Source organism: Pseudoalteromonas rhizosphaerae (genome assembly GCF_902498845.1).
GTDB classification, from domain to species: Bacteria; Pseudomonadota; Gammaproteobacteria; order Enterobacterales; family Alteromonadaceae; genus Pseudoalteromonas; species Pseudoalteromonas rhizosphaerae.
The window spans coordinates 1-13,439 of sequence record NZ_CABVLM010000005.1 but is presented as its reverse complement, the minus strand read 5'-3'; the positions used below and the strand labels follow the sequence as shown (position 1 = coordinate 13,439).

At 40.6% G+C, this 13,439-nt stretch carries 10 protein-coding genes and 1 rRNA gene; 6 read left to right on the top strand and 5 right to left on the bottom strand.

Going from position 1 to position 13,439, the window contains the following annotated elements:
• Window positions 1–123: 123 nt before the first annotated feature.
• The 4 genes from PSR9079_RS08845 to PSR9079_RS08830 form a co-directional block, all read right to left on the bottom strand.
• Window positions 124–2,286, bottom strand: a complete 2,163-nt coding sequence (locus PSR9079_RS08845) for a hypothetical protein (RefSeq protein WP_179959160.1) — start codon at window positions 2,284–2,286, stop codon at window positions 124–126.
• 396 nt (window positions 2,287–2,682) lie between these two features.
• Entirely contained in the window at window positions 2,683–4,548 is a 1,866-nt protein-coding gene (dxs, locus tag PSR9079_RS08840) for a 1-deoxy-D-xylulose-5-phosphate synthase (protein WP_145241123.1), read from the bottom strand.
• Window positions 4,549–4,653: 105 nt separating this feature from the next.
• Window positions 4,654–5,541 carry a (2E,6E)-farnesyl diphosphate synthase gene (ispA, locus tag PSR9079_RS08835; protein ID WP_149981194.1) on the bottom strand — a complete coding sequence of 296 codons (888 nt, stop codon included), beginning with the start codon at window positions 5,539–5,541 and terminating at the stop codon, window positions 4,654–4,656.
• Window positions 5,542–5,544: 3 nt separating this feature from the next.
• Window positions 5,545–5,787, bottom strand: coding sequence for an exodeoxyribonuclease VII small subunit (locus tag PSR9079_RS08830; RefSeq protein ID WP_145241119.1), 243 nt, complete (start codon window positions 5,785–5,787; stop codon window positions 5,545–5,547).
• A 301-nt stretch (window positions 5,788–6,088) separates the two neighbouring features.
• On the opposite strand from PSR9079_RS08830, the gene pomA reads away from it, so the two are divergent.
• From pomA to PSR9079_RS08810, 4 genes are all read left to right on the top strand, one after another.
• On the top strand, window positions 6,089–6,856 hold the full coding sequence (gene pomA, locus PSR9079_RS08825; protein ID WP_145241117.1) for a flagellar motor protein PomA: 768 nt from the start codon (window positions 6,089–6,091) through the stop codon (window positions 6,854–6,856).
• 2 nt (window positions 6,857–6,858) lie between these two features.
• Window positions 6,859–7,779 carry a flagellar motor protein MotB gene (locus PSR9079_RS08820; protein WP_145241115.1) on the top strand — a complete coding sequence of 307 codons (921 nt, stop codon included), beginning with the start codon at window positions 6,859–6,861 and terminating at the stop codon, window positions 7,777–7,779.
• A 147-nt stretch (window positions 7,780–7,926) separates the two neighbouring features.
• Window positions 7,927–8,409, top strand: coding sequence for a hypothetical protein (locus PSR9079_RS08815; protein ID WP_149981193.1), 483 nt, complete (start codon window positions 7,927–7,929; stop codon window positions 8,407–8,409).
• Between the two features lie 72 nt (window positions 8,410–8,481).
• Window positions 8,482–10,392: a DNA topoisomerase III gene (locus tag PSR9079_RS08810; protein WP_145241111.1), complete on the top strand. Its 1,911-nt coding sequence runs from the start codon at window positions 8,482–8,484 to the stop codon at window positions 10,390–10,392.
• 16 nt (window positions 10,393–10,408) lie between these two features.
• On the opposite strand, the gene PSR9079_RS08805 is transcribed toward PSR9079_RS08810, so the two are convergent.
• A complete protein-coding gene (locus tag PSR9079_RS08805) occupies window positions 10,409–11,719 on the bottom strand; it encodes a M20 metallopeptidase family protein (RefSeq protein WP_149981192.1) in 1,311 nt (436 codons plus the stop codon).
• Between the two features lie 100 nt (window positions 11,720–11,819).
• On the opposite strand from PSR9079_RS08805, the gene PSR9079_RS08800 reads away from it, so the two are divergent.
• Both PSR9079_RS08800 and PSR9079_RS08795 read left to right on the top strand, forming a co-directional pair.
• The gene (locus PSR9079_RS08800; RefSeq protein WP_145241107.1) at window positions 11,820–12,677 is read left to right on the top strand and encodes a tetratricopeptide repeat protein; all 858 of its coding nucleotides are present in this window, start codon (window positions 11,820–11,822) and stop codon (window positions 12,675–12,677) included.
• Between the two features lie 645 nt (window positions 12,678–13,322).
• A 16S ribosomal RNA gene (locus PSR9079_RS08795) occupies window positions 13,323–13,439 on the top strand; the annotation flags it as partial.

Sequence of the window (13,439 nt, the reverse complement as noted above, 5' to 3'; positions counted from 1 at the left end):
TGGCTAATTATGCGTTTGCTTATTCTAAGACTGCTGTTAGTTAAAGATAAGAAATGCCTTAACTCGAAAAGTTAAGGCATTGGGAGGCCAACTAAAGGCAGTTAATTTAACTGTCCTTGATGGTTAGCGATTTAGCCAGCTTGGTAAAATAGCAACAGACTCAGGAGCTGTGAATGAGTAGCTTACGCTGGCTGCAATATCACCGCTGGGGCTATTGAGAATATTATCAAACCGCATGACTAAGCCATTTGATTTTTCGGCTACGTATAAATGATTGCCGGTAAACATAATATCGACAGGATTACCGAGCATGGTTGCAGGTCCGGCGATATTGACACTGACATTGTTCAAACCTGATCCGGTTCCTGCATTATTTAATACAAACAATTTACCATCAGTGGCGTCAGCGGCACTGCCTACATCTGAGACAATTAATGAGTCACTTAGTGGATCGTAATCAATGCCATGTATATTGGTAGGGGCTGGGAATGCGACTCCTGCTGTTGCGGGTGTAATTAAGCGATCTTCCCCGGTTACAGTGCTCATACCCGCCATTAGCTTGCTTTTAACTTCATCAAAAACAGCAATAGTCCCATTGGTTAATGCCACAAATGCTCTATCAGTAGTGACATCATAGTCAACATCCCATGGACGTGCACCACCGCTTGCTGTGAGCGTCAAAAGGGGCGTTACATCACCCGTAGTACATGTTGAGAATATTAATATTCCCGGTGTTGTGGCATTGTTTTCAGCGACAAAAATCATCCCACTGTCTGATGCTACATCAATACCTTTTGGCGAGATTAGGCCGGTATTACTGCCGCTGATGATAGAATCTTGGCTTAGTGTAAATACCTCGCCATCACGGTGCATCGCGACTTTATTGGAAATAACAATTCCACCTACAGAGGTTGTGCTGTTATCAAAGCTCGCATAGCTGTTACCGGCTTTATCAAAGGCAACACTTTCGATTGTTTGACTTGCATTATAACTGCCAATTTCACTTGTTAACTGTGCATTTAGACGTGAAATTTGTCCTGTTGTAGGGCCTGCCGCGCTTGGATTACTGCTTACAGCAATACCCATCAATGGCATATTAGTCATATAACTGTCAGATACATCAGGCATATCATTATGCATCACTGTGGCGGTTATTGACTCTGGCTTAATCGTTGCGGTGACGCTATCTGGACTAATGTCACCACTGACGCCATTAAAGATATTGCTAAATACCAGAATTGCATCATTAGATTTTTCTGCAACGCGTAAGTCGCTACCAGTCAGGCTGATATCCACAGGGTTACCAAGCATAGTAGCAGGGCCAGCGATACTGCGAGCAACCGTGGTATTGCCAGTAGCAAGGGATGCGTTGTTGATCACAAATAATGCGCCGTCGGTTGCATCACTGGCACTGCCGACGTCAGAAAGTACTAATTTATTTGTATCGGCATCATAAACGATACCATGAATATTAACGGAAACTTTGTTACCGCTTGCATCACTGGGTGTGATTGTACGAGTTGCCATAGCGGTAAAGCCACCATCTACATAATTATCGTATACTGCAACATCACCATTAGTGAGTGCCACATATAAGCGATCGTTTATATCATCGTATGTTACATCCCACGGTTTTGCGTCTGTAACTGTACTAGCTAAAGGCGCTGCATTTCCTGCGGCGGTAGCACCAAAGACAGTGATCTGCATGGCATTAAAGTCAGCGGCAAAAATGAGTCCGCGCTTATTTGATATATGAATACCTTTGGGATTGACTAACGTAGTGTTGCTGCCGGTAATGGTACGATCACGATTACTGTCAAACATACCCCCATCGGCACGGCTTAATACTTGGCAAACGGTGCTAAGAGCGCCATTACCAGAATCGCTGGCTTGAATTAAATTACCTAAGCTATCAAATGCAACACCTTCATTTGCACCACTATTAAATGTTTTTAACTTTGCAGCATTTTGATTAATCAAATCAACGGTGCCTGCATTATCAGCACCATTATTAGCCAAAATAAAAGTTGCTGCTGCAAACCCTGGAGTACCATCTGATCCATTCGTGCCATCGCTACCATTTGTCCCATCAGCGCCATTACTACCATCGACGCCGTCCATGCCCATTTCACCTTGCGGGCCTACAGCGCCATCTTTTCCATCATCGCCACTACAGCCGGTTAAGCCAATCAAAATTGCTAGAGTAAGCGCAGACAAACAAAGTTTACTGGTCATTAATTGTGCGTGAATAGATTTGGTGCTTTCGCCTGATTTTAACGTTTTCATAACTTGTACCTTCTTAAATATTCCATCAAATGTGAACATACAAAGAGCTTGGCTTAAAACAGCTTATACCAATCGTGTTAAGTTGTTAGTCATTTATAGCGACGGATAAATAGAGTGATAACAAGGCATGAATTTTTATATGTAGTTGTTCTACATGAAAAATTCATAACGCCGTTAGCGCTTTATTTAGCACGCTAGAAAGGCTAAATATTTAAGTCGATTGGTATTATATAAAAGCGTGAACACTTTGCTCACGAGCTAACCTCAGTGAATAAACGTGGCAGGGAAATAATTGGATGCAAGAAAGTTGAAAAAAAGTGAGATTTTTTTAAATGTTTGAAAATAAATAACAAAGGAGCCTACGCTCCTTTGTTATTTTATTAACTTAAACTTTGGTTACTTAGTAATAAAGTTTTTTATGCTATCGAGTATACCTTGTGAGCCTAAGCCCATTTCATCATGCATTTGTTCTTGTGTTCCATGCTTGATGAACTCATCAGGAATACCTAAATTAAGGATGCTTACTGTTGCTTTGATAGCTGCTAAATATTCATTAACAGCAGAGCCTGCACCACCAACAATCGCGTTATCTTCAAGGGTTACAATGACGTCATGATCGGCTAATAAAGTGTCGATTAGTGCGCTATCAAGAGGTTTAACAAAACGCATATCAACGAGGCTGGCATTTAATTCATTGACTGCCAGTTGAGCGTTTTCAAGTAAAGTACCAAAGGATAAAACTGCGATTTTAGCACCTTGTTTAATCACACGACCTTTACCAATTTCAAGCTCAGTCATTTGCTCGCAGATTTCAGTTGTGCCAGCACTACCACGAGGATAACGAACTGCAACAGGGCTGTTACAACGATAACCAGTGTACAGCATTTGACGACATTCATTAGTATCACTCGGTGCCATGATAATCATATTAGGGATACAACGGATAAAGCTTAAATCGTATGCGCCTTGATGAGTTTCGCCATCAGCTCCAACAATACCAGCACGGTCAATTGCAAATAACACGGGTAAGTTTTGCAGAGCAACATCGTGAATAAGCTGATCGTAGGCACGTTGTAAAAAGCTTGAATAAATAGCGACAACTGGTTTTAAGCCTTCGCAGGCAAAACCTGCGGCTAAAGTAACCGCGTGTTGCTCGGCAATGGCAACATCAAAATATTGCTCAGGGTATTCTTTTGAAAAACGCACCATGCCTGAGCCTTCACGCATAGCCGGGGTGATTGCCATAAGCTTTTCATCTTGACTTGCCATGTCACACAACCAATCGCCAAATACTTTAGAAAAAGTCGCAGCGCCTGGTTTTGATTTTGGTAGGCTGGAAATCGCAGGGTCGAACTTAGGTACGCCGTGATAGCCTATTGGATCTGCTTCTGCTGGTTTATAGCCTTTACCTTTCTGGGTTTTGATATGCAGTAACTGCGGCCCTTTTAGGTTACGCATATTGCGCAGTGTATCAACCAACATGTTTACATCATGACCATCAATTGGGCCAATGTAATTTAAGCCTAACTCTTCAAAAAAGGTGCCAGGGATAACCATGCCTTTTAAGTGCTCTTCCATGCGGCTGGCTAATTCTTTTACTGGTGGCACGCCAGATAGCAGCTTTTTACTACCTTCACGAATGTTAGTGTAAAAACTGCCTGATAAGATACGAGCGAAATGATTAGTTAGTGCACCGACATTTTCAGAAATCGACATTTCGTTATCGTTTAATATGATCAGCATGTCAGATTTAACATCACCTAAGTGATTCATTGCTTCAAACGCCATACCCGCGGTAATCGCACCATCACCAATAACCGCTACTGTTTTTCGTCCTTTGCCTTCTTTTTGCGCCGCAATTGACATGCCTAAAGCAGCAGAGATCGAGGTGCTTGAATGCCCAACACTAAAAGTGTCGTAGTGGCTTTCTTCACGAAATGGAAACGGATGTAAACCGTCTTTTTGGCGGATCGTGTGCATTTGATCACGGCGCCCTGTGAGAATTTTATGTGGGTATGCTTGATGGCCTACATCCCATACTAAGCGATCTTCAGGGGTGTTATATACATAATGAAGCGCTACAGTAAGCTCAACTGTGCCTAAACCTGATGCTAAGTGACCACTACTTTGCGAGACTGAGTTTAGTAAGTAATCACGTAACTCATTACTAAAAGCAGGTAATTTGTCTTGCGCTAAATCACGCAACTGGGCTGGTTCGTCAACCAAACCTAATAATGGATACTTGCTACTATCAAGTGTCATGATTTTTAATACATCCTTCGCTAACCAGAGGTCATTATAGCGTAATATTACTCTGATTCTTTAGTTATTTTGTACATCATTACTTGCTCAAGCTAGAGCCTAGAATTAATAATCGCGTTCAACAATATATTTTGCCAAGTTTTCTAGCTCAGAAGTGTCAGCATCTATTGCTGCTAACGCATCGAGTGCGCATTTTAGTAATGATTGTGCTTTTTGTTTTGCACCTGTAAGCCCAAGTAGAGCAGGGTAGGTCGCTTTATTTGCTGCAACATCGGAGCCTTGTGGTTTACCTAAGACTTGGGTATCACCTTCGATATCAAGAATATCGTCTTGCACCTGAAAAGCCAGCCCAATTGCATCACCAAACTGTTTTAATTGTAATAATGTTTGTTGATTTGTATCAGCTGCGCATAATGCACCTAAAGTAATTGCACAATTTAACAAAGCACCTGTTTTTAATTTATGGATACGTTCGAGCTCAGCTAAATTGACTAATTTGTCAGTCGCTGCAATATCCAGTGCTTGACCACCGACCATACCTTCAATACCCGATGCTTTGGCAAGTGCTGCAATCATTTTTAACTGTTGCTGTGCAGGAACGTTAAATGAATGGTTAGCAATTAAATCAAACGCTAATGTTTGCAGCGCATCACCGGCTAAAATAGCATGAGCTTCGCCATAGACAATATGGCAAGTCGGTCTACCACGTCGCAGGTCGTCGTCATCCATCGCGGGTAAATCATCATGAACTAACGAATAACTATGAATACATTCAATAGCAGCAGCCAACACGTCTAAATCTTGTTTATTTGCGCCAAGCATTTTTCCCGTGGCATACACTAAAAATGGTCGTAATCGTTTACCGCCATTTAAAACGCTGTAGTGGGTGGCTTGTTTGATGCTGTGCTCGGTATCGAGCGGTTGCTCAAAATACCGATTGAGAGTGGCTTCAACATTTTGTTGAGCACATTTTATTTGCTCTGTTATTAACACCCGTTATTCCAAATCATTATCAAAGTTAGTAAGTGGTGACTGACTATCACTACCCATTAAAATAGCTACTTTTTGTTCAGCTTGTTGTAACTTACTTGAAGATGCGCCGGCTAAAGCAATACCGCGTTCAAACTGTTTTAATGATTGCTCAAGGGAAAGCTCTCCTTGCTCCATTTCTGTGACGATTAAGGATAATTCATCAAGCGCTTGCTCGAAGCTTAGGTTCTCTGGTTTTTTCGTCGCCATACTGATTTAACTTAGATGATAGAAATGTGAGGCCAATTTTAGGGGGAATGCTAAACTAGGTCAAAGGGTGATGCATTTTTTTTGAATAATTAATTGTTTTCTTGCCACTTTTAATTATTTATACCTTTACTTAAGCCTTGCAGGTTATCAATGGTAGCTTAAAATGCTAAACAGGGTTGAAAACTTTCATTTCATTTTTTTCATTAAATGGTTTAAGTAATTCAATAGATTGCCGATAAGCTGTTAATAATAAAAATTTGTTGCTGGTAGCAACAAAGCATCGATTCCTCTGGAGGGGTAAGTGGATTTAGCAACCATTATAGGTATTCTCGGAGCTATTGGTCTTATTGCTATGTCAATGGTACTAAGTAGTGGCGGCGAAGTGGCTATGTTTTATAACACGCCATCGGTGGTTATTGTTTTCGGTGGTTCGATTTTTATAGTGTTATCAAACTATACGATGAGTCAATTCCTCGGTATCGGTAAAGTCGCGGCTAAAGCCTTCATGTTCAAAATAGAGTCACCTGAAGAGCTTATCGAAAAAGCAGTTGAACTTGCAGACTCGGCCCGTAAAGGCGGATTTTTAGCACTTGAGGAAGCAGAAATACCCAATGCGTTTATGCGTAAAGGGGTTGATATGCTTGTTGACGGTCATGACGCTGATGTTGTTCGTGCCACCTTGCAAAAAGATATTTCTCTTACTTCTACTCGTCATGAATCGGGGGCCGGTTTGTTTAAAGCGCTTGCCGATATTGCGCCTGCGATGGGTATGATCGGTACTTTGATTGGTCTAGTTGCGATGTTGTCGAATATGGATGACCCTAAAGCGATTGGTCCTGCGATGGCGGTAGCGCTTTTAACAACATTATATGGTGCGTTTTTAGCAAACGTGGTGGCAATTCCTATCCAAGTAAAATTGGAATTGCGTAAAGACGAAGAAGCAATGAATCAGCGGCTAATTTTAGATGCGGTATTAGGTATACAAGATGGCCAAAACCCAAAAGTCATCGAAGGTATTTTGAAAAACTACCTCGCTGAATCAAAACGAAAAGTGGATACTGAGGAGTAAGCATGTCAGATCAAGAGTGCAAGTGTCCACCACCCGGGTTACCAGCATGGATGGGTACCTTCGCGGATTTGATGTCACTATTGATGTGCTTCTTTGTACTTTTACTCGCGTTTTCAGAAATGGATGTACTTAAATTTAAACAAATCGCAGGCTCAATGAAGTTTGCCTTTGGTGTACAAAATAAAATAGAAGTAAAAGATATTCCCAAAGGAACATCCGTTATCGCGATGGAGTTCACCCCAGGTAAACCTGAACCTACTCCAATCGAAACCATTCAACAGCAAACTGTCGAAATGACCCAGCAAATGCTTGAGTTTCAGGCTGGTGATGAAAGCTCAGCTGGCGGTCGTCAAGAGCAACGCGGTAATAAGCGTGGCGGTGAGTCACAAAGTACAGCGCAACAACAAGCATCAGAACAATCTATTTCTGCAGCTGATCAAGAGCAGGTTAATGAGTTAGTTAAAAAGATAGCCCAGCAATTGGAACAACAAATCATGGATGGTGCTGTTGAGTTGGAATCATTAGGTCAGCAAATTATTATTCGTATTCGTGAAAATGGTTCATTTCCATCTGGGAGTGCATTTTTACAACCTAAGTTTAAACCAATCATTCGTGATATAGCTGCGTTACTAAAAGATGTGCCAGGCGAAATTACGGTGTCTGGTCATACTGATGATTTTCAAGTTTCGAATGAGCTGTATACCAATAACTGGGACTTATCATCGAAGCGTGCAGTTGCGGTTGCAACTGAAATGCAAAAAGCGCAAGGCTTTGATAAAACCAGAATGGTTGTTGTCGGTCATGCCGAAACTCGACCACTTGTTCCAAATGATTCTGATGCGGATAGACGACGTAATCGCCGCGTGGAAATTTCAATAATGCAAGGCAAGGCTAAGGAATCAGATCCGATAGATGTTCGTTAAGATGCTTGGCAAAGTACCTAATTTAGCTTAAAGTAGTTTTTTAACAAGTGTAACGGAGTGTCTGATGAAAAACGTTGATAAATATAGCTATATGCCGGGCAATGGTTCTGGTGGCGATGATGAAGAGAAGAATGTTAAGTAACGTCAATGCCTAATTGGGTGAACAATTTAATTTTTATACTTGAATATAGCTGGGTGTTATTTTTACTCCCAGCTATTTTTGTATTTTACATACGTAAGGATTGGTTGGCATTACGCTTTGTCTTGATTACAGCTGTTTTCTTCTTGTATGGCGCTGTGATTTATTCAAGCCTTAGAGAGTTAGATGACCCTTATATTTGGCGTTATGTAGTTTGGGCTTTTAATGATATTGCTTGGATGGCTTTGATTGCTTACTGGGCTATTAAAGATAAAGTGTATCTTTGGCAAAGTGTGATCGGTCAGTTGGTTGTAATTAGTGCGCCTATCTTACAATTATTTAGATTAGTGGATCGCCACCTTTGGGATTTATCGTATAGCACTATGCTATATAAAACGTTATTACCTTTAATCAATATTGGCACTGTCGTTGTGTGCTACCTTCCTCTGTTGTATTTATTTATGCGAAAAAATCGCAGTTTAAAGAGCTAATCATTAACTATTTGTAGATTAAATTACGTGTGCTAAACTACTGTGTAAATAACCAGTTGTTGATAGTGCCCTATGAAACTTTATATAGCCGAGAAGCCATCTTTAGGTCGTGCCATTGCTGATGCGCTACCAAAGCCTCATAAAAAACATGATGGCTATATTGAAGTGGCTAATGGCGATTGTGTTTCTTGGTGTATAGGTCACTTGCTCGAGCAGGCAGAGCCTGATGATTATAATGAGCAATATAAAAAATGGCGCTTTGATGACTTACCGATTATCCCACAGCAATGGCAGTTAAAAGCAAAATCTAAAACTCGTAAGCAACTTACGGTACTTAAAAAGTTAATCAAACAAGCTGATCAACTTGTTCATGCTGGTGATCCAGACCGAGAAGGGCAATTACTTGTTGATGAGGTGATTGAGCAAGTTAAACTTAGCCAAGCCAAAAAACAGCAAATTCAACGTTTATTGATCAGTGATTTGAATGTTAGCGCGGTTAAAAAGTCGCTGCAAAACGTTCGCTCTAACCGTGAATTTATTCCACTTAGTGTATCTGCTTTGGCGCGTTCGCGAGCTGATTGGCTGTTTGGTATGAATTTAACGCGCGCCTATACGCTTGCAGGTCAAAAAGCAGGGTTTGGTAATGTATTATCAGTAGGGCGTGTACAAACACCGATATTAGGATTGGTTGTCCAGCGTGATAACGAGATTGCTAATTTTGTGCCAAAACCTTTTTATGAAGTATTAGCTCATTTAAGTACCGAAAATAAAGAGCCGTTTACAGCAAAGTGGCAACCAAGCAAAGCGTGTGAACCTTATCAAGATGAAGAGGGGCGAGTGCTCCATCGAGGCCTTGCTGAGAATGTTGCGTCGCGAATTTCTAATCAATCAGGTGAAGTTACTGCGCTTGAACAAAAGCAGAAAAAGCAACAAGCACCTTTGCCGTATAATTTGTCAGCGTTACAAATTGATGCTGCGAAAGCTTTTTCAATGCCTGCACAAAAGGTATTGGATATTTGTCAAAATTTATATGAGCGTCACAAGCTAATTACCTATCCACGTTCAGACAATCGTTACTTGCCCAAAGATCATCACCAAGAAGCAGCCAGTATAATAAAGGCAATTGCCATCAATGGCGGGCAAAATGACACTCATTGCCAAGGCGCAGATGTGAGTAAACGCAGTAAGTGTTTTAACGATGCTAAGGTGGCTGCGCATCACGCCATTATTCCTACCGCTAAGCAGCAAAAGTCAGCAAGTTTGAGCGTTGAAGAAGGTAAAGTGTATGGTCTTATTAGCCGTCATTATCTGATCCAGTTTTATCCAGACTACATTTACAATGAAACAAAGGCTGAAATAACAATTAATGGTGGTATCTTTAAAGCCAACGCAAAACAAGATGTAAGTTTAGGCTTTAAAGCGTTAATGGGAAAAACCGCATTAAAAGATGAGCAGATATTGCCGCCATTAATTAAAGGGCAACAGTTGCAGTGTGAACGCGGTGAAGTAATTGATAAAATGACCAGCCCGCCAGCTCATTTCAATGATGCAACGCTGCTTAGTGCAATGACAGGTATTAGTCGGTACGTTAAAGATCCAGAAATCAAAAAAATACTCAAAGAAACAGATGGCTTAGGAACCGAAGCAACCAGAGCGGGTATTTTAGAGTTATTATTTAGAAGACAATTTTTAAGACGTCAAGGTAAACTCATTTTAGCAACCGATACAGGTAAAGCATTGATCAGTGCGTTACCGCATGGTTTAGCCAGCCCAGACCTAACCGCAAAATGGGAAGCATCGTTGGGCGACATAGCAGAACAACAAATGAGTTATCAACAATTTTTAAATCCTTTATTAGTGGATTTAGCGGCTTTTGTGGAACTTGCCAAAAATTGTGATAGCAACGTATTTGCACAATTACCAAAAACGCCGCAAAAGCGGCGTTTTACAAGAAAAACTAAACCAAAAACAAAATCGGCTTAGTCATCCATTGCTAAGATTATTGATTAAACAAAGCCACCGCAGCGTTACTCATTGCAGTGATACCTGTGGGGATTGCAACTTTATAGTCAGGTGCAAATTTACTTGAATGTAGTGAAGGTAAAGTTGCCCCTGATGTTTGTGCCGCTTGATATTGAGCTTGCTCTACACCACCTAACCAAAATAAGGTGATAGGGATGTTTTTATCTGTGCGGCCATATAAACCAAAATCTTCCCCTGCCATAACCGCTTCGGTTTCAAGCACATTACTTTGTCCAATCGCCGAGCTAATCGCACTACGTACAATATTAGTTTGTGCAGGGTCGTTATATGTAGATGGGATTGACTCATCTTCATGTACATAAACCACTGGTATTAAGCTTTCATCCAATCCTGCACTTAATGCAATGCCTTTAGTTATACGTTTTATCGCTGCAATTTGTTGCTCGCGAATTTTAGGATTATAACTTCTAAGTGTCAGCTGTAGCTTTACTTCATTCGAAATTACATTATGTTTAGCTCCACCGTGAATTGAACCCACTGTAATTACTGAGGGTTCAAGAGGTGATAATTCGCGACTGGTAATTGTTTGCAGTGCCAACACGATCCGTGATGCGATAACAACAGGGTCAATAGTCATATGCGGGTAAGCACCATGACCACCTTTACCTTTAACCGTAATATCTACTGAATCCACACTGGCCATGGTGTACTCATTTTTCATACTGACTTGTCCTGCAGGAACACTCGCACTAACATGCAAAGCGATAACGTGATCAGGAGTCGGATATTTACTAAATAAACCTTCTTTGAGCATCGCTTTTGCACCGCCTCCCACCTCTTCTGCAGGTTGTGCCACCATCATTAAGGTTCCTTGCCATGCATCTTTATGTAGCATTAATTGTTGCGCAGTACCAATAAATGAACTCATATGAATATCATGACCACATCCGTGCATCACACCAACGTTTGCTCCTTCATCATTTATAACAGTGACTGTTGAAGCATATGATTTACCAGTTTGTTCTATGATTGGTAAGCCGTCTGTATCAGTACGGATCATTATTGTCGGGCCATCACCATTTTTATATAAGGCTACTACACCAAAGCCACCCACATTGTCGGTTACCTCATAGCCAAGCGCACGTAATTTGGTGGCAAGCTTTTCTCCCGTTTCTTGCTCATGGTATGAAAGTTCTGGGGACTGGTGTAAATCTAAGTAAAACTTTTCAATGGCAGGCATCGTTTTATCTAACTTCAGCTCCAAGGTTGTTGAGCTTGCTAATGGACTAAGCAGTATAAGTGCAGCGTATAGACTATGAAATTTCATAAAAGACCTTTTTGATTTATGGCTTGTGATTCTGGGCTTGTAATTATTATGTTTGCCTCCATATAAAACCCTAAATAGTCTGATATGGCAATCAATAGCAATGAATAATATGGTAAATGTTAATCCGCAAAATCTTCAACAAGTGCTGGGTGAAACATCACAACAAAAACTAGTCCTGTTAAGTTTCTTTTCAGCACAAAGTCCAGAGTGTCAATCTCAAGCAGCTATTTTACAGACAATAGCCAAAGATTATGGTGACTATATATTAGTTGCCACATTAGATTGTGATTTAGAGCAAGCACTCGCAGCACAACTAGCACAGCAAGTTGGACTACAAACATTACCAACCTTAGTGCTATTAAAAGATTCAGCACCTGTTGATGTATTAGCCGGTGCACAAGCTGAAACTCAAATCAGAGAAGCGTTAAGTAAACATTTACCGCAGCCTCATGAAATGTTGTTAGAACAAGCCAAGCAAGCACTGATCGCTCAGGATTTAAATCAAGCGTTTAATTTTGCCAAGCAGGCTTACGAATTAGACAATACAAATGCGCGTATAAAATTAGTATTGGCAGATATATGCATTCAAATTCATAAACTGGATGACGCGCAAGCTTTGTTAGCTTCAGTAAATGAAAATGAGCAAGATGCATACTTTACAAATATTCAAGCAAAGTGCGCACAAGCACTTCAAGCACAAGAATCGCCAGAGCTAAAAGCATTACAAGCGAAAGTTGAAAAGTATCCTAACGATCTTGAATTAAAAGTTGAACTAAGTGCAGCATACGACCAAGCAGGCAAAAAAGAGCAAGCGTTAGAGTTACTATTTACAGTGTTGAAAAAAGATTTGAATTTTGCCGATGCCAAGGTAAGTTATTTAGCTATTATTGCCTCTTTACCGGATGGTGATAGTTTAGCGGCTAAATATAGAAGAAAGCTTTACAGTATCCTCTATTAACACGTTTTTATTTTGTTTTATGGAAAGCGCCGAAGTTAATGGCGCTTTTTTTATGCCAAAAACTTGCGAAATATCGATAATAGATAATACTGAAGATCCTTTCAGGGAAAAGTCGTTGTTATTTTGCACAGTTGACTAGGGGTTTTAGTGTGTTTAGCGCGTAAATTGAACGAACAGCACTTTATTTCAAGTTTTCTTTAAAAAACGCTTGCGTAAAATTCGCCGCGCCCTATAATGCGACCCCACTGAGACGGTAGCAGGCAACGCTTAAGCTGCAAGAGTTAATCAGTTAGTCGAGTAAAACTTGAGTTTAGATTTTAAGAAATTTTAAAATTAAGTGTTGACAAAAAAATAGGAAAGCGTAGTATGCGCAGCCCTAGCGAGATAAAGTTTAACTTTAACCGCAATGTTCTTTAACAATATAAAGCAATCATCTGTGTGGGCACTCGTACAGATTGAGTTCTAACAGCTGAGCTTAACTTTCTTTTAGATAGCTAAGCAAGGCAAAAAATTTAGAGTCTCAATTGAAACTGAGTGACCAACAGAAGTAACTTATTTATAAGTTACTTCGGCACAGTCAATTCAATATCGAAAGATATTAAATAAATTCAGAATTCATTGAGCTGTCGAAAGACAAAAAACTTTTAATTGAAGAGTTTGATCATGGCTCAGATTGAACGCTGGCGGCAGGCCTAACACATGCAAGTCGAGCGGTAACAGAGAGTAGCTTGCTACTTTGCTGACGAGCGGCGGACGGGTGAG